We start from the raw sequence: 16,687 nt of genomic DNA, 5'->3' as shown, positions 1-16,687 counted from the left end.
AGACGGGACGAAAAAAGAGGTGGTTTTGGTTGAGTATCCCAAAGAGGGGTTATGGGTTCCCGCCTATTTGCTCAACCGTCATGAAAATATTTGTGTTCTTTTTATCCCGACCTCTCCGAACCCGACGAGCGGATATACGGTTTTGGTCGATGAAGCGTTGATCAAAAAGACGACCTTGACCTTACAAGAAGCCTCGTCGTTTATTATCAGTATGGGTGCCGATTTTCCTCAAAAAGAAGATGTGTCAGCGCTTATTCAAACTCATCAAACTTCGGTTCAGGGGCATTAAACCGTTCGCTGAGGTGTTTTTGATAGCGGGGGGCATGGTCGAAAAGTTTACGCAATGCCCATGTGCCATGCGTTTCACTTAGCGATGAATCGACGACGACATAGGAGAGGTAGACGGTGTTTTCGTTGATCGAAAATTGGAGCCGCTCTAAAATAGCGTTTTCACTCAGCAGATAATCATACAGCGCTTCGATATTCTCCTGCGGGATACGACAGAGGGCCGAATCGGCGATCACGATCCCGTTGTCGTAGTAGTTGATGTCGATTCGGGTTGAACCCGATTCAAACCGCCAGCTTCGCTGACTCCGTCTGGCGAGGGTAACATTGATCTTCAGCGTCCCTAAAATCTTCTCGATGAGGGCAACGACACCGGAGGGTTTATACCCCTCGCGTCTACGTTTGGCAACGTCGAGTTTTGAGCCGCATTTAGGGCAATAGTCGTTTTGGATGGTCGGCTCATGGATCAGATTTTTGCACGATCCGCATCGGATGACATCATCGGTTTTCAGCGCTTTGAATTGATCGAGCGCCTCTTTGAGGGTGTACGAGGGGAGGGCGAAGCCCAAATTATTGGAATTTTGGATGATAAAGGTATTGACCCCGATCACCTCCGCCGAATCATTGAGAAGCGGCCCACCGCTGTTTCCGGGATTGATGGCGGCATCGAACTGGATGTACTCGACCTCGCCTTGAAGCCGTGAAGCTTTGGAGACGATCCCCTCTGTGGTGGAGTAGTTGAGCCCGTAGGGGTGCCCGATAGCGATGACACTGTCTCCGTCGATAACGCTAGATTCGGAGAGTGTCAACGGATTTTTGTGCTCTATCGGAACCGGTGAGCGGATAAATGCCAGATCGAATGCCGGATCGTCATAGATCACCGTTCCGATGGTTTTGGGGAGGGTTTTGGTGCTGATAAGCGCCTCTTTAAGACCGCTCACCACGTGCGAGTTGGTGATGATAAGCCCGTCGATCAAAAATCCGCTTCCGCTTCCGTAGGGATTGGTGATTTGGACAATGCTTTCGATCGTCTGTTCGACCATTTTTTGGGTGGTTGTATTCACACTTACACCTCCGTATAATCGAGATTTTTGATTTGAAGATAAAAGCTTTGGCTAAAATGATCCAAATCGGCATAGTTGATGTGTTCGGAAAAATCGCTTAGCCCCTTGTATCGGCTCATATACGGTTCTATCGATTCTCGAATACGCTGTGCGATCAACGTTTCGTTAAAGATTTTGGTGTGCGGATCATACAGAGGTGTCTCCCCCTCGGCTTTGAAAAAATCACAGACGTAGATTTCGACATGCAGATGCAAGAGTGCGCGCAATGAGGGATGAAGCCCGTAGTTATAGAGTATGTAGAGAGAGATATAGCGATAAATGACACTGATGACATAGTTGGATCGGTTGTTTTTGTACCAGCGCACTTTGCTGAGGGATTCGTCGATAAAGGCGGCAATCTCATCATGCATCGCTTGATCAAACGGAGAGAAGGTATAGGCCGAATCGTAAAACTGTGTTGCGTAGGTTTCTCGCTCCATCGCCGTGAGCTCACGGAGGAACTGTTCCAAATCGGCATTTTTATCTTCGGTCAGTTTCTCATCATCCATAAAATAGCCGTTGATCTTTTCGGCGATATTTTTGGCCATTTTTTTGTGGGGGAGGAGGAGATAGTCGATCTGAAGCAGCAGTGCGAGATAGCTAAAGGAGGTCATCCCCGTATTGTCATTGGATAAAAGACCGATGAGACTCTGCGTCGTCTCTTTGATCCACTGTTGCATGAAATCGTAATGTCGATCGATTTTTTCGCGGGGGATGGTGAGAATATGGTCTGTTTCCAACAGTGCGGATTCATCAAACTCTCCGGCGATAAACTCTTTTTCAAAATCGGCGTTGAGGGCGATTTCGCGGAGGGGATAAAATATTTTTTGGGGGGTGATCGTAGCGTTGTCGAGACGGATGGAGAGTTTGATCGCACCGTTTTCTTCGCTGAAACGGCAGTAGGTGAGTTGAAAATCCCGTTCTAAAAAATGGCGCTTGATGGCAACGTGGAGCTTAGAGCTTAGGGCAATATCGGCGTACGCTTCAAGGGATGTTTGGGTGACAACCCCTTTGATAAGGGCATATCCTTGGATGAGGGTGAAATGCAGTGCATCTTCTCCTCGCTCGATCGTGAGATGTTCTGAGGGGTAGCTGCATTTTTGGTGGAGAAGCGACGATAAAAAAAACGTATAACCGTTTAAAATGTCGCCGTCGATAAAAGCGGCGGATGAACGCTCGAAAAGCTCTCTCTCCTCGGAGTTGGGAAGGGCATGAATCCCGCGCCCGTAACGGGGGGCTCGGTGCATCGGAAGAGGATTGAACCACGCTTTTAATGTCTCAAACAGCTTCACCGTATTTTCCTTTGTCCATAATTGCCCTTAGTGTAATCAAAGCAACCTTAAAGCGACAATAAAGTATAATACGCGTAATTTAAAGGGCACATCGAAGATGCTTTATAGGGAGTTGTATGGGCTATAAGCGCGTTTTGGTAAAATTCTCGGGTGAGGCATTGGCCGGCGAAAACGGTCACGGTATCGATACAAAAATCCTAAAATTTATCGCAGGGGAGATCAAAACTCTCGTCGATGCGGGGATTGAAGTGGGTATCGTTATCGGCGGCGGTAACATCATTCGCGGTGTTACGGCGGCGGCAGACGGTATTATCCGTCGAACCTCAGGTGACTACATGGGGATGCTGGCTACCGTGATTAATGCGATCGCGATGCAAGAAGCGTGTGAACACGAAGGGATGCAGGTTCGCGTTCAAAGTGCGATCAAAATGGAGCAAATTGCCGAAGCGTTTATCGTTCGCCGTGCAACGCGCCATTTGGAGCGCGGTCGTGTCGTTGTTTTCGCAGCAGGTACCGGAAACCCGTTTTTTACGACCGATACGGCGGCAACGCTTCGTGCGATCGAAATCGGTGCGGAAGTGATCATCAAAGCGACCAAAGTAGACGGTGTCTACACCAAAGACCCTAAGAAATTTGAGGATGCGATCAAGCTTCCGACACTAGGGTATGAAGAAGCATTGCAAGACAACATCAAAGTGATGGATGACACCTCTATCGCATTGGCGAAAGAGAACAAATTGCCGATCATCGTGTGTGATATGTTCACTCCGGGTAATCTTCTTGAAATCATTCAGGGCAACTTTGAGCGTTGCTCAATCGTAAAATAAATCTCAACCTAAGGAAAAACCATGAGACTCGAACAACTAACCGCAAAAGCACTTGAAACTGCCAACATCGACCGTTACCAATTGGCAATCGCCGTAGCAAAACGCTCAGAGGAGCTTCTTAACGGAGCAACGACAAAACTTAATGTGGACGTAAAAAAAGCCAAAACGGCTGATATCGCTTTGATGGAGATTGCCGAGGGGCATATCGTTGTCAAAGGTTTTGTTGCCAGAGACTAATTTACAAGCAAAGCGGCATCATTGAACACCATCGACATAGAACAAGTAACGCAAATCAATGATGTTGAAGGTGCTATAGAGCACCTTTACAAACATATTCCCTCCTCTGCCGCCATCCAAAACGCCCTCTCTTTTGCGCAACAAGCCCATCAGGATCAGACTCGAAAAAGCGGCGAACCCTATATCATTCACCCTGTTTTAGTCGCATCGATCGTTGCGAACATCACGGGGGATGAAGCGATGGTCATCGCCGCATTGTTGCACGATGTGGTCGAAGATACCCACATCGGGATTGATGAGATCGACCGTGATTACGGTCCTGACGTCGCCCATCTGGTCGAGGGGTTGACAAAGATCGATATGATCCGAGATGCGCAGCTTATCCCGTCTCATTCGGATGAAAAACTGGTTGTTTCGGCGTTGTCGTTTCGCAAAATGCTCGTCGCATCGATCGAAGATGTACGGGTTTTGGTGGTCAAGTTGTGCGACCGTCTCCATAATATGCTCACCTTGGGGGCTTTGGCACCTGCAAAGCAACATCGTATCGCCGAAGAGACGTTGGTCGTTTATGCCCCAATCGCAAGCCGATTAGGGATCTCCTTTCTCAAAAACCTCTTGGAAGATTTGAGTTTTCAATATCTCTTTAGCGAAGAGAAACAAGCGATCGACATGTATATGGAAGAGAACTTCCGATCCATCACTGCCCGCTTGAATGATTTTTGCGAAAAGCTGACCAAAATGATGTTGGAGAACGGTTTTAATGAGGATGATTTTGAAATTCTCAGCCGTGTCAAGCATCACTACTCCATTTACCTCAAAATGCAGCGCAAAGGGATCAGCATCGATGAGATTCTGGACCTCTTAGCGGTTCGTATTCTGGTCAAAAAGCCTCTCGACTGCTACCGTGTTTTGGGAATGGTTCATCTGAATTTTCAGCCGCTCTCTTCGCGCTTCAAAGACTATATTTCGATTCCCAAAGAGAACGGCTATCAAACCCTTCACACCTCTGTTTTTGATTCGACGGCGATTTTTGAGGTGCAGATTCGTACCTATGAGATGCATAAAACCGCCGAACTCGGGGTCGCCGCGCACTGGAAATACAAAAGCGGCGGGAATAACCCGATCAGTCTCGACTGGCTCCATAATCTTCAATACCAGAACGAATCGGTTGAAGCGTTTTACGAATTGATTAAGAATGACCTTTTCAGCGAAGACATCAGCGTATTCTCCCCGAAAGGCAAACCGTTTACCCTCCCTCGCGGTGCGGTGGCTCTTGATTTTGCCTATGCCGTCCATACCGAGATAGGAGACAGTGCCGAGGGGTGTTTGATCAACAAAGAGAAAGCGTCGCTTTTGAGTGAACTGCACAACGGCGATATTGTCAAAATCACGACGGCATCGAAAAAAATCAATCGATGCAGCTGGATCGATTCGGTCAAAACCTCCCGTGCCAAAGCGAGTATGCGTGCCAACTGCAATCAGCGAATTCGCTCTATCGATACCGAGACGGGGATCAATATTTTGAGCACTATTTTTAATATGGACCCGCTCCGAATCGAAGAGCTGTTTGTTCGATACCATACGGAAGATCAGCGTCACCGAATCCCGAGCGAACTGGATCTTCTCAAAGAGACGGTGAACCGCTTTACTCAGGAGTTAGGAGAGAGCAACCGTTTTAGTTTTCTCTCCCGAAACCGCTTCCGATTAAAACCGTATGTGTTTGCTTCGTTGGAGATCTATTCCAACAGCAGTATCGGCGATGCGGTATTTGATTATTGCTGTCACCCAAAAACAGGGGATGAGATCGTCGCCTTTTTGCAAGAGGGGAAAGCCCATATCCACCATAAAATGTGTAAAAACGCTTCGGCTATGATAGACCGAAGAGAACCGATGGTGTATGTGCGCTGGAAAGCACAGCACTATTTCCGCTACCATCTCATCATCAGTATGCAAAGCGCTCAAGGCTCTCTAGCCGACTTGCTCACCTACATGGCAAAAATGGGCGCCGATATTAACTCGATTGAACTGGGTAAAGAGAAATCGGAGCATACCCAGTATTGTGAAATGGAGTTTCAAACCCTAGAAGCGGATATTAATCGGCTTCGCTCCAAACTGGAGAAAAAAGGGAAAATCATACAATTTTTTCGTACCGACGACGCGTATCGAAACCAAGGATAAATCATGATTCAAACAGCCTTACGAGAGATTAAACGAGGAACTGCCGAGATTATCGACGAAGCACGGCTTGAGACATTGCTCAAAAACTATTTTGAAAAAGGGGAAACCTATACGGTTAAAGCGGGATTCGATCCGACCGCCCCCGATCTGCATTTAGGGCATACCGTATTGCTTCAAAAACTCGCCGCGTTTCAAAAATTCGGGGCGCATATCCAGTTTTTGATCGGAGATTTCACAGCACAAATCGGTGATCCGACCGGTAAAAGCGAAACCCGTAAAAAATTGCTTCCCGCACAGATTCAAGAAAACGCAAAAAGCTACAAAGAACAAGTGTTTAAAATCCTTGATCCTGAAAAAACGAGCGTCGTTTTCAACGCGGAGTGGATCAACCCTCTCGGTGCGGCGGGGATGTTGGAACTCACCACCACCTATAATGTCGCACGGATGCTAGAGCGGGATGATTTCGATAAACGTCATAAGGCAGGAATTTCAATCTCGATCAGCGAGTTTTTATACCCGCTTTTACAAGGATACGACAGTGTCCATTTGAAAAGTGACGTTGAGATCGGGGGGACGGATCAGAAGTTCAATCTTCTGATGGGACGCCATTTGCAACGGGTCTATGAGATCGGGAAAGAACAAGCCGTTCTTATGATGCCGATTTTAGAGGGTCTTGACGGCGTTCAGAAAATGTCCAAATCGTTGAACAATTACATCGCGGTTGCCGATGAGCCAAACGAAATGTTCGGCAAGGTGCTCAGTATCAGCGATACCTTGATGTGGCGTTATTTTGAGCTTTTGAGTACGTTGAGTCTTGATGAGATTGAAGCGCTAAAAGTGGGTGTCGAAAACGGCTCACTCCATCCGAAAAAAGTAAAAGAGTCTTTGGCGTTAGAGATCACGACACGATTCCACTCTGAAGAGGCGGCGTTAGGTGCCCAAGCCGAGTTTGAACGTGTTCATGCCCAAAGTGAGATTCCGAGCGAAATGGATGAGTTTACTATGGAGGGTCCGATCTGGGTAGCAAAAGCACTCGTTGACTGCGCCCTTAGCCCCTCAACTTCACAAGCCCGTCGCGAGATTAAGCAAGGCTCTGTTAAAATCGATCAAAATAAACTAAGCGATGAGCAATACCAACTTGAAGCGGGTGAATACATCCTTCAAGTGGGAAAACGAAAATTTGCGCGATTAAAGGTAACCCAATGAGCTTAAAACCAATTCAAATCGGCAAGCACACCATTAAAATTCCTATCGTTCAAGGGGGAATGGGTGTTGGAATCAGCTGGGACCGCCTTGCGGGAAATGTCTCTTTAGAAGGGGGACTGGGTGTCATCAGTTCCGTCGGTACGGGATATTATGAAGATAAGATTTACGCGGATAAACTCATTGCCAACCGTCCTCTGGATGCTGAGAATTTCTACTCGAAAAAAGGGCTGGATGCGATTGTCAAAAATGCCCGTAAAATTTGTGGCGATGCACCATTGGCATGTAACATTCTCTATGCGATCAACGATTACGGCAGAGTCGTAACCGATGCGTGTGAAGCAGGGGTCGATATTATTATTACCGGTGCCGGATTACCGACCAATATGCCCGAATTTACGGTCGATTATCCCGATGTCGCATTGGTACCGATCGTATCATCCCCCAAAGCGCTCTCTATCATCTGCAAACGTTGGCAAAAACGGTATAACCGTCTTCCTGATGCGGTGATTTTAGAAGGACCTCTGAGCGGCGGACACCAAGGGTTTACTTATGAGCAGTGCGCGATGGAAGAGTACCAACTTGAAAATCTCGTAGCTCCTGTTGTCGAAGAAGCGGCGCTATGGGGAAATATTCCGGTTTTTGCCGCAGGGGGAATCTGGGATAAAAACGATATTGATAAAATGGTAGCCTTGGGTGCGTCAGGTGTTCAAATGGGGACCCGTTTTATCGGAACATTCGAATGTGATGCGCATGAAAACTTCAAACAGGTTCTCATCGATGCCAAAGAAGAGGACATCACCCTGATGAAATCTCCGGTCGGTTATCCGGCGCGCGGTGTCAGAACAAATCTACGTGATCTTATCGATACCCGAACCGGTCCTTCGATCAAATGTATCTCGAACTGTGTCGCTCCGTGTAATCGCGGTGTAGAAGCCAAAGAGGTCGGTTTTTGTATTGCCGATCGCCTCAGTGACGCCTATCTCGGAGATAAAGAACTCGGATTATTCTTTTCGGGAAGCAACGGCTATCGTATCGATAAAATTATCTCCGTCAAAGAGTTGATGGAAAAACTCACTCACGGGGAGTAGTATCAGCGTGCTGATTCGTTTTTTCTTTATTGCCGTATTGATGATGAGCACTTTAATGGGTGCAAGCTTGTCAGAACGCTTGGACTCCGCTAAAAAAGCGCTAGAGAGCAATGATGAAATCGAGCAGTTCCGGGGCTATAATGAGTATAAAACACTTTATCTGCGTGCGATGCTTGATAAAAACAGTTCGCTTGCGGCAGAAGCTCTCGAGGGGATCGTAAGCGGAGGGGAAAAGCTAGGTATCGATGTCAAAAAGTATCAAGCTGATCTGGCAAAATCCAAAGGTTACACCCCAAAGAGCGAACCGCTGGCAAAAACTGCAACCGCATCTCCCAAGACGTCAGATACTTCTGTCCCTTCCGTTATTTATGACAAAACATTCAAACCCGCATTGGTCGCGAATAAATTAACGACTCCTGAAAAATTCAACACCCCAGAACCCGAAAAAATGATCAAAGTTGAACCGATTAAGGCTTCAAATGAGATAACGCTGAGTATGCGTCACCGATTACTCAATACCCAGTGGAAAGATAACGGGTTGGAACTTCTTTTTGACTCACCGATTCAGCCCTCTGAAGTCCGTATGTCCAAAATTATCGAGGCGGATAAGAAACGATACCGCTACATTATTGATATTGACTCTTCGACCCTCTCCAAAAGCCAAACGTTGGAACATCAGAAAATTAACCGTATTCAGATGGCGCAGTACAATGCTAAAACGCTCCGCCTTGTACTCGAACACGATCATCCGATTACGATAAAAACGACTCCAAAAGCATCATCGCTCTATATTGATCTCTCATTAGAACCGCCTAAAATTACCGCTCCCCTTGCATCAACACCGACCACGAAGCCGGAAGTCCAAGCTCCTCCGCTAATCGCGGCACTCCCACCTCTTTTGAGTGTAACGCCGCGAGATCGAAGTAAAAAAATCATCGTAATCGATCCGGGACACGGGGGAAAAGACAGCGGTGCTATCGGCAACGGTTTTATGGAAAAAGACATTGTACTGCAAATCGGATCTCAACTTACCGAAAAACTCCGTGCACAGGGGTATACGGTTTATATGACCCGAAGCAACGATACGTTTATCGAACTCAAAGACCGTACGAAATTTGCTAATGATAAAGAGGCGGATCTCTTTATCTCCGTCCATGCCAACTCTATCCCAAAAACATCCGATCCTTTAGCCGCACAGGGGCTTGAGACCTATTTTCTCTCTCCGACGCGCAGTGAGCGATCTATGAGAGTTGCCGCACTCGAAAACTCCGAAGATATGGAAGAGATGGGGCAATACGGCAAGTTGAGTTTTTTGAGCTTTTTGAACAAAGAGAAAATTATCGCCTCCAATAAATTGGCTATTGATCTTCAAAAAGGGATGTTGGGAAGTTTACGTAAACAGTTCCCTAATGTACACGATAACAGTGTTCGAGAAGCCCCTTTCTGGGTACTTGTCGGGGCGCAAATGCCGGCAGTCTTGTTAGAGGTAGGATATATTAGTCATCCTGAGGAATCGACTCGCATCGCTGATGAGAAATATCAGCGTTGGATGGTGGATGGATTATTAGAGGGGATCGGCAGATATTTTGCCAATAACAGTTAAAGTTTCGTTTTATCGAAGAAGTAGTTGGTTGCTTCGACAAACCCCTCTACACTTCCGCAGTCAAATCGCTTTCCTTTAAATTTATAAGCCAAGACCATCCCTTTTTGAGCTTGGGTCATGAGGGCATCGGTAATTTGGATCTCCCCCCCTTTTCCCGCAGGGGTGTTTTCGATAATCCCGAATATATCTGGGGTGAGGATATAGCGTCCGATAATAGCGAGATTGCTTGGGGCATCTTTGGGATCGGGCTTTTCAACCATGTTAGAAATCATGTAAACACCATCTTCGATCTCACGTCCTTCGATAATACCGTATTTGTTTGTTTGTGAGGGATCGATCTCTTCGATGGCGACGATGGAGCATTTGTATTTATTGAACAGCTCAACCATTTGAGTCAGCACTCCCCCCTCACCGTCTCCGTCGCATAAGTCATCGGCTAGAATAACGGCAAACGGCTCATTACCGATCAATGTTTCCCCCGTGAGGATAGCATGACCTAACCCTTTCATCTCGATTTGACGTGTATAGGAGAAGGTACAGACATCGATGATGTCACGGATGTCCGCAAGCATTTTCTCTTTATCGCTCCCCTTGATTTGGTGTTCGAGTTCATAGCTGACATCAAAATGATCTTCCAACGCCCGTTTACCCCGACCGGTAACGATAGCCATGGTGTGCATTCCCGCTTCTACCGCCTCTTCAACGCCGTATTGGATGAGCGGTTTTGTGAGTACGGGCAACATCTCTTTGGGCATCGCTTTGGTTGCCGGTAAAAAACGGGTGCCGTAACCGGCTGCGGGGAAAAGACACTTTTTGATCATAAAGACTCCTTGATTGTGAGTGCTATTTTATCACAATAGTCCGTTTGAGTCTATTTACACTTGAGCAACATTTATTAGGCTACAATAGAGGATATTGAGCGAGGAGTTGTTATGAAAAAAATCTTTCATTTAGCCTTGGTAGTAGGGACAATGTGCAGTGTAGCCAGTGCATCCAATTTTGATATAGGGGTGTCCGGTTCAGAGAACGGTATTGACGGTTTTTCTTTTTCAATCGGAGATTACTATCATGTTCCGCACCAAGAAGTCGTTGTGATTGAACGCACTATTCCGCGTGATGAAATGAGTGTGGTTTACTTTTTGGCTCGCGAATCCCGACGCGATGCGAGGTATATAACTGATCTGCGCTCACGCGGAGGGAACTGGTGGGATATTACGGTGCGTCTTGGGCTTAATCCGCGTACTCTCTATGTTGTGAACAGCAATCGCTATCATAATCCTCCCTACGGTAAAGCTTACGGCTATCACAAAGATAAAAAGCACCGTTTAAGAGATGCCGACATTGTTGAGCTTGTAAATGTCCGTTTCCTCTCGGAATATCATCATATCACCCCTGATGAAGTTATTTATCACAGGTACAGAGGGGAAAAATACAATCGGATTAATGATCATTACAGAGGGAAAAAAGATCGCTCTTATGAACGTGAAGATCGCAGGGATGAACGGCGCGAGGATCGAGGATCACGCGGAGAAAAAGGGCGTGGTAATCCGCATGAGCGGTAAATGAGATTATATCTCTTCTAATAAGCGGATGGATGAAGGATTATCTCTCAGATAAAGGCTTACTTCCTCCGTGATGGGGCGATTGGTAGCGAAAACCCGCGTGCATGATCGCCCTTTGAACATCGGATTGTTATCGACATAGACACTGCATTCGGCAATAAACAGCTTAATATCCACCTTCTTGATCTCTTTGAGCTTCTCTTCACACCGTATCAATACCAATGCTTTATCTTTGATCCCAATCAGATCGATCCCTTCGGCTTTTGAAATTTCGGTGATGTTGTATCCCTCTGTTTGGAAGTGCTCGGCAACTTTTTCACGGTACGGATGAGTTGATGTATTCTCTTCAGAGAGGGGGGAAGTTTCCTCTTTTAGAAGTGCTTGGGTCTCTTTTAAAAATTGTTCTGCTTGTTGCAACTCTTTTTGCTCTAACTCCCGCTTTTTGCGTGAGATGATTATTATAACCCAATAGCCGATGGCAACGATCAAAACCAAAGCGAGCATATTTGTCATGATTAATCCTCATTCTTTTGGATACATTATACAAAACAGTGAGTTAGATAAGAGCTTTACGGATTAAAAAAAAAGGGAAATTAGAAGTGGCGGACGAGGAGAGATTCGAACTCTCGGTACCGTTGCCAGTACGTCTCCTTAGCAGGGAGGTGGATTCAGCCGCTTTCCTACTCGTCCAGTGTTATAAAGAGGGCGTAATTATAAGCAGGTGTAGATAACAAGCACCTTAAATTGGTGCTTGTTTAGATCAAATTGCGGGAGAGTTTTGAGGATTTGAGAGAACTTGATCCAAAAGGGCTTGTAATTGTAGAGCTAGAGCTTCATTTGTCGCTTTCGCTTCGGCAATTTTCTCTTTGAGTTTGACAACCAGCTCGATTTTATCCATAAATTTCATGCGGACTCCTTGCAAGTATTTGCAAAAATAAAGCAAGGAGTATTCCAAAATCAAATAGATGGCAATAATTGCAGTTCGCTTTTTATCGCGTATGCATTTGTTCGCAGACGCTCCACCCGATCGTATCCTAGCTCATCATAGGCTGAGGATATAACCTCAAAATAGTGTTTATGATTGTCAAGATAAGCCAATAACGGTTTTTCGATAGGGGCGTCCAAATAGAGTTCAACGATGATGTTGTGCAGTCGTTGATTCTCATGCTCATACGCTATTTTATCATCCACGGTCGGATTTTTGAGATAGCGATTGCGTATCGTATCCAGTTCAAAATAGGCGGATTTAAGCTCATGCAATCCGATCTGATCCACAGAGGTCAGAAAAGGTTTCTCATGGCTAAGTTCAAATTGATCGCAGTGCCGAAGAGCCTCTAATCGAGGGGCAAATTTTTGGGTCAGGAAGGTTGTGTCTTCTTTGTAGGTTGAGAGGATGGTTTGAAGCTTGCTAATAGAATAGCCCGCTTTTTGATCTTCTTTGAGCTTCGATTCGAGTGCATCGAATGAGGTATTGATAAGGGAGACGGAGGCTGTATCTCCATGATGGATGATTTTACGCAGAGCGCTCTCATTCAGAGAAAAAAGCTCTTTTGCCCCTGTCGGCATCGGTTGATGAATCATAACGGATTGTGTCTGAGGCGTAGCAGAATCATGGGTAAACCAAAAAAATCCACTTACGGCGAGCAAGCTTACAGGAATAAGCAATAAAAGCTTTTTCATGGTGATAAACCTCCATAGAAATCGTATCTCTACGGAAGTTTAAGAAAATGATATTACAACGGTATTACGAGAATATTATAGGAGTTTTAGGATTTTTTCCACCACTTCGGCAGGATTGGCGGCTTTGTAAATAGGACGTCCCACAACGATAAAATCGACTTTCTCTTGGTGTGCCACCTCAATCGTCGCGACTCTCTCCTGATCTCCCGCATCTTCACCGAAAGGGCGGATACCGGGGGTAAGGGTGACAAAGGTCTCGGAGGTGAGTGATTTGATCGAGGCACTCTCATAGGCACTGCACACGACTCCATCCAATCCCGCTTCATGGGCATCCTGCGCGAATCGATCGGCTTTGGTGGCGATGGTTTTTCCGTACACATGGCTAAACTCACCCTCTTCGAACGAGGTGAGAGCGGTCACCGCGAGGACGAGCGGGCGATTTTCATACGGTTCGAGCCGTTTCATCACTTCTCGCATCGCTTTACGCCCCGCAGAAGCGTGGACGTTGAACATATCGACCCCAAGTCCCATGATCGATTCGGCGGCATCTGCCATCGTGTTAGGGATGTCGTAGAGTTTGAGGTCTAAGAAGATTTTGAAATCGGGGTTGATGGCTTTGATGGCATCGATGAACGGTTTACCATCCCGTATATAGGAGCGTAAACCTACTTTTAGCCAGATCGGATACTCTTTGATTTTTTCAACGAGGGCTAAATTCTCTTCTTGACTCGGGAGATCGAGGGCGACGCAAAGTTGCATGGTGAACCTTTGAAGTGTAATAGCAAAAGTATAACGAAGCTTAAATTTATTGCTCATTATTTTTGTATTAATAATCCATTGTGTAAAACACCCTACAATAAAGGAGATATTAACCCAAAGGATTGACGATGAAAAAGAGTTTATTAGCAACAGTTTTAGCCGGTTTACTGATCGGTTCCAGTTGTGTCTGTGCAGCAGTCTATAAAGTTGACCCCTCTCATTCGACGGTTGGATTTAAAGTCAAACACATGATGATCAGTACGGTCACGGGGAAATTCGGTAATTTCAGCGGAACGTATGATTTGGATAAAGGGGTATTTAAATCCCTCAGCGGTGCGATCAAAGCCGACTCCATCGATACGGGGATTGTCAAACGGGATGATCATCTGCGCAGTGCCGACTTTTTGGATGTCGCCAAATTCGGGGATATTACTTTTGTGATGAGCAGTGCTACAAAAACCAAAATGACGGGTAACTTGACCATTCACGGCATTACCAAAAAAGTGGTGTTGGATGTTGATATGGGCGGTGTCGTCGAAGATCCGTGGGGCAATCAGCGTTCGGGCTTCGTCCTTAACGGAAAAATCAACCGCAAAGATTTCGGCTTGAACTGGAACAAAGCGATCGAAGCGGGCGGCGTAGTCGTCGGCGATGAAGTGAAATTGGTCGTAGAGATCGAAGGGATCGCGGAGTAATTAGAACGTTTTAATAAACCCGTCCCGTTTGGGGCGGAATCCGCTTAAATCATTGATCGAAAGACCTCTTTGTTTGCCCCACACTAAAATACTTTGACATTTGTGCATTTTGGCATAATCACACAGATAATCGACCATTTCACCGCTGAGATTCTCACATCCGTTGTAGGTGACGAAATCATCTACGATCAAATGTCGACCCAGCTCCAAGTTCTCTCGTATACTCACCCCTGCATAGACCTGTAACTCCCCTCGCTGATAGGCACCGATGGGGCGATAGTCTTTAGGATATTGAGAGGTAATGAACGCATCGAACGCTTCGGAGGTGAGTTCCGTGCGCAGCGTCGTGAGGAGGGCAAACCCCTCAACCAGCTCGGACGGTGAAAGTTCACGAAATTGCACTTAGTTACCTAGTGCGCTGAGTTGAGCCGTGATTTTAGAAATTTTATCTTCGGCATCGGCGAGTCCGTTGCGGTTTTCAGCGATAACGGCTTCAGGTGCATTCGCGACAAAACGCTCGTTTGAGAGCATACCTCGCAGTTTATCTACCTCTTTTTGGAGCTTTTCGCGCTGTTTGGTGAGTCGGTCGATAATCGGGGAGAGATCAATCGCATCGGTCGGGAGATAGACTTCGACACTATCTCCGATGTCGCTGATCGCATTGTCGATTTTAGTGTCGGTGAAGTGGAGGGTCTCCACTTTTGCCAAACGACTGATAAACGGTGCCATCATAGTTTGATCGCCGCCGCATTTGAGGTAGGCGAGATCGATTTTTTGGTTGCCTAGATCGACGAGGGTTTTGGCACGGCGGATGGTGACGATGGCATCCATGATGATCGCGAATTCCGCTTCAATAGCCTCATCCGTTTGGGTATTCTCAGGGTACGCCATAATCATGATGGAGTTCCCCTCTTCAAGCGTCGTTCCTGAAAGCTCATGATAGAGGTATTCGGTGATAAACGGCATAAACGGGTGGAGGAGTTTCATCGACTCTTTGAAGATACTTCCCAGCTCATCTACGCTCTCTTTGGACGCTTTGCCCAACTCGATGCCCCAGTCACAGAACTCGTTCCACAAGAAGCGGTAGAGTACCGTCGCCGCATCGTTAAAGCGGTATTCGTCCAAGAACGCTCTCGTCTCAGCTGTTGCACGATGGAAACGGCTGAGCATATAGCGACCCAACGGAGTAGTGATCTCTTGATCGGCCAAATCTTTAAATGTGGGAACATTCATTTGGAGGAATTTGGAAGCGTTGAAGAGTTTGTTGGTAAAGTTACGGCTTTGCTCCAGACGCTCATTGCTGAGGCGGATATCACGCCCTTGAGCCGCAAGGACAGCTAACGTAAATCGGAGGGCATCGGCACTGTACTTTTCGACCATATCGAGCGGATCGATAACATTCCCTTTGGATTTGGACATTTTCTGACCGTTTTCATCACGCACCAATGCGTGGAGGTAGATGTGGTTAAACGGCAATTCTCCCGTGAAACTCTCCCCCATCATCATCATACGGGCTACCCAGAAGAAGAGGATGTCGAAACCGGTGATGAGAAGGGTGTTCGGATAAAATCGAGCCATATCTTCGCTTTGGAAGAGTTGATCTTGTGCGGTATCACCGTTCCCCCATCCCAGAGTCGAGAACGGCCAGAGAGCGGAGCTGAACCATGTATCGAGGACATCAGGGTCTTGGGTGAAGTTTTTACTCGCACAATGAGGGCATGAAGTTGGATGTTCTTCCAAACTTGCCCATTCATGGTTACAATCATCGCAGTAAAATACAGGGATACGGTGTCCCCACCAAAGCTGGCGAGAGATACACCAATCACGTAATTCACCCATCCACGCGTTGTAGCTGTTGATCCAGTGAGGAGGGAAGAATTGGGTCAACCCCTCATTCGTTTTGTCGATCGAACCGCGTGCTACCTCTTTGCGGACAAACCACTGTTTCGAGATGTACGGCTCAACGATATTTTTACAGCGGTAGCAGTGTCCCACTTGGTGGGTATGCTCTTCGATTTTTTCGATGAACCCCGCTTCTTCGAGACGTTTGACGATCACCGCGCGTGCTTCGAGACGCTCTAGCCCTTCGAATTCTCCGGCGTGGTGATTCAATATCCCTTTTTCATCGAATACGGTGATGAATTCGAGATCGTGACGTTTGCCCACTTCGTA

The 16,687-nt window shown here is 46.6% G+C and carries 17 protein-coding genes, 1 tRNA gene and 1 pseudogene; 9 read left to right on the top strand and 10 right to left on the bottom strand.

Annotated elements, in window-relative coordinates:
• Nucleotides 1-289, top strand: a pseudogene (locus VFW36_RS06880) (DUF502 domain-containing protein); the annotation flags it as partial.
• On the opposite strand, the gene VFW36_RS06875 reads toward VFW36_RS06880, so the two are convergent.
• Both VFW36_RS06875 and VFW36_RS06870 read right to left on the bottom strand, forming a co-directional pair.
• Complete coding sequence (locus VFW36_RS06875) at nucleotides 252-1,349, bottom strand: trypsin-like peptidase domain-containing protein (RefSeq protein ID WP_329658072.1); 1,098 nt, start codon at nucleotides 1,347-1,349, stop codon at nucleotides 252-254. The pseudogene VFW36_RS06880 and the gene VFW36_RS06875 overlap by 38 nt on opposite strands.
• Before the next feature lie 2 nt (nucleotides 1,350-1,351).
• Entirely contained in the window at nucleotides 1,352-2,680 is a 1,329-nt protein-coding gene (locus VFW36_RS06870; RefSeq protein ID WP_329658071.1) for a hypothetical protein, read from the bottom strand.
• Nucleotides 2,681-2,796: 116 nt separating this feature from the next.
• On the opposite strand from VFW36_RS06870, the gene pyrH reads away from it, so the two are divergent.
• Genes pyrH through VFW36_RS06840 form a run of 6 tightly spaced genes read left to right on the top strand, consistent with a single transcriptional unit; the run spans nucleotide 2,797 to nucleotide 9,819 of the window.
• On the top strand, nucleotides 2,797-3,507 hold the full coding sequence (gene pyrH / locus VFW36_RS06865; protein ID WP_329658070.1) for a UMP kinase: 711 nt from the start codon (nucleotides 2,797-2,799) through the stop codon (nucleotides 3,505-3,507).
• Between the two features lie 21 nt (nucleotides 3,508-3,528).
• Complete coding sequence (locus tag VFW36_RS06860) at nucleotides 3,529-3,744, top strand: DNA-directed RNA polymerase subunit omega (protein ID WP_329658069.1); 216 nt, start codon at nucleotides 3,529-3,531, stop codon at nucleotides 3,742-3,744.
• A 21-nt stretch (nucleotides 3,745-3,765) separates the two neighbouring features.
• Nucleotides 3,766-5,922 (top strand): RelA/SpoT family protein, encoded by a 2,157-nt coding sequence (locus VFW36_RS06855; RefSeq protein WP_329658068.1) that lies wholly within the window; start codon nucleotides 3,766-3,768, stop codon nucleotides 5,920-5,922.
• A gap of 3 nt (nucleotides 5,923-5,925) precedes the next feature.
• Entirely contained in the window at nucleotides 5,926-7,128 is a 1,203-nt protein-coding gene (tyrS, locus tag VFW36_RS06850) for a tyrosine--tRNA ligase (protein ID WP_414720264.1), read from the top strand.
• Nucleotides 7,125-8,216: a nitronate monooxygenase family protein gene (locus VFW36_RS06845; RefSeq protein ID WP_329658067.1), complete on the top strand. Its 1,092-nt coding sequence runs from the start codon at nucleotides 7,125-7,127 to the stop codon at nucleotides 8,214-8,216. Before tyrS ends, VFW36_RS06845 begins: the two co-directional genes overlap by 4 nt.
• A 7-nt stretch (nucleotides 8,217-8,223) precedes the next feature.
• Entirely contained in the window at nucleotides 8,224-9,819 is a 1,596-nt protein-coding gene (locus VFW36_RS06840) for an N-acetylmuramoyl-L-alanine amidase family protein (protein ID WP_329658066.1), read from the top strand.
• Here VFW36_RS06840 and galU read toward each other — a convergent pair.
• On the bottom strand, nucleotides 9,816-10,640 hold the full coding sequence (gene galU / locus VFW36_RS06835) for a UTP--glucose-1-phosphate uridylyltransferase GalU (RefSeq protein ID WP_329658065.1): 825 nt from the start codon (nucleotides 10,638-10,640) through the stop codon (nucleotides 9,816-9,818). The genes VFW36_RS06840 and galU overlap by 4 nt on opposite strands.
• 111 nt (nucleotides 10,641-10,751) lie before the next feature.
• Between galU and VFW36_RS06830 the strand changes: the two genes are divergently transcribed.
• Entirely contained in the window at nucleotides 10,752-11,381 is a 630-nt protein-coding gene (locus VFW36_RS06830) for a hypothetical protein (RefSeq protein ID WP_329658064.1), read from the top strand.
• A gap of 6 nt (nucleotides 11,382-11,387) precedes the next feature.
• On the opposite strand, the gene VFW36_RS06825 is transcribed toward VFW36_RS06830, so the two are convergent.
• The 5 genes from VFW36_RS06825 to pyrF form a co-directional block, all read right to left on the bottom strand.
• Nucleotides 11,388-11,894: a hypothetical protein gene (locus VFW36_RS06825; protein WP_329658063.1), complete on the bottom strand. Its 507-nt coding sequence runs from the start codon at nucleotides 11,892-11,894 to the stop codon at nucleotides 11,388-11,390.
• Nucleotides 11,895-11,981: 87 nt separating this feature from the next.
• A tRNA-Ser gene (locus VFW36_RS06820) sits at nucleotides 11,982-12,071 on the bottom strand.
• A gap of 70 nt (nucleotides 12,072-12,141) precedes the next feature.
• A complete protein-coding gene (locus tag VFW36_RS06815) occupies nucleotides 12,142-12,288 on the bottom strand; it encodes a hypothetical protein (protein ID WP_329658062.1) in 147 nt (48 codons plus the stop codon).
• A 50-nt stretch (nucleotides 12,289-12,338) separates the two neighbouring features.
• The gene (locus VFW36_RS06810; RefSeq protein ID WP_329658061.1) at nucleotides 12,339-13,061 is read right to left on the bottom strand and encodes a hypothetical protein; all 723 of its coding nucleotides are present in this window, start codon (nucleotides 13,059-13,061) and stop codon (nucleotides 12,339-12,341) included.
• Nucleotides 13,062-13,136: 75 nt separating this feature from the next.
• A complete protein-coding gene (gene pyrF / locus VFW36_RS06805; RefSeq protein WP_329658060.1) occupies nucleotides 13,137-13,820 on the bottom strand; it encodes an orotidine-5'-phosphate decarboxylase in 684 nt (227 codons plus the stop codon).
• 128 nt (nucleotides 13,821-13,948) lie between these two features.
• Here pyrF and VFW36_RS06800 point away from each other — a divergent pair, with 128 nt between their 5' ends.
• Nucleotides 13,949-14,515 carry a YceI family protein gene (locus VFW36_RS06800; protein WP_329658059.1) on the top strand — a complete coding sequence of 189 codons (567 nt, stop codon included), beginning with the start codon at nucleotides 13,949-13,951 and terminating at the stop codon, nucleotides 14,513-14,515.
• Here the strand turns inward: VFW36_RS06800 and VFW36_RS06795 are convergent, their stop codons facing one another.
• Both VFW36_RS06795 and VFW36_RS06790 read right to left on the bottom strand, forming a co-directional pair.
• A complete protein-coding gene (locus tag VFW36_RS06795) occupies nucleotides 14,516-14,917 on the bottom strand; it encodes a hypothetical protein (protein ID WP_329658058.1) in 402 nt (133 codons plus the stop codon).
• Nucleotides 14,918-16,687: class I tRNA ligase family protein (locus tag VFW36_RS06790; protein ID WP_329658057.1), on the bottom strand; the 1,770-nt coding region annotated here is incomplete at its 5' end.

This window comes from Sulfuricurvum sp., from assembly GCF_036279695.1.
Taxonomy (GTDB): domain Bacteria; phylum Campylobacterota; class Campylobacteria; order Campylobacterales; family Sulfurimonadaceae; genus Sulfuricurvum.
This window is presented reverse-complemented; position numbering and strand designations above follow the sequence as displayed.

Bases quoted from the DNA above. Each gene is read 5' to 3' on its own strand.
- VFW36_RS06815 (WP_329658062.1), bottom strand. From the start codon at position 12,288: ATGAAATTTATGGATAAAATCGAGCTGGTTGTCAAACTCAAAGAGAAA.
- VFW36_RS06810 (WP_329658061.1), bottom strand. From the start codon at position 13,061: ATGAAAAAGCTTTTATTGCTTATTCCTGTAAGCTTGCTCGCCGTAAGT.
- VFW36_RS06845 (WP_329658067.1), top strand. From the start codon at position 7,125: ATGAGCTTAAAACCAATTCAAATCGGCAAGCACACCATTAAAATTCCT.
- tyrS (WP_414720264.1), top strand. From the start codon at position 5,926: ATGATTCAAACAGCCTTACGAGAGATTAAACGAGGAACTGCCGAGATT.
- VFW36_RS06825 (WP_329658063.1), bottom strand. From the start codon at position 11,894: ATGACAAATATGCTCGCTTTGGTTTTGATCGTTGCCATCGGCTATTGG.
- VFW36_RS06800 (WP_329658059.1), top strand. From the start codon at position 13,949: ATGAAAAAGAGTTTATTAGCAACAGTTTTAGCCGGTTTACTGATCGGT.
- VFW36_RS06860 (WP_329658069.1), top strand. From the start codon at position 3,529: ATGAGACTCGAACAACTAACCGCAAAAGCACTTGAAACTGCCAACATC.
- galU (WP_329658065.1), bottom strand. From the start codon at position 10,640: ATGATCAAAAAGTGTCTTTTCCCCGCAGCCGGTTACGGCACCCGTTTT.
- pyrF (WP_329658060.1), bottom strand. From the start codon at position 13,820: ATGCAACTTTGCGTCGCCCTCGATCTCCCGAGTCAAGAAGAGAATTTA.
- VFW36_RS06830 (WP_329658064.1), top strand. From the start codon at position 10,752: ATGAAAAAAATCTTTCATTTAGCCTTGGTAGTAGGGACAATGTGCAGT.
- pyrH (WP_329658070.1), top strand. From the start codon at position 2,797: ATGGGCTATAAGCGCGTTTTGGTAAAATTCTCGGGTGAGGCATTGGCC.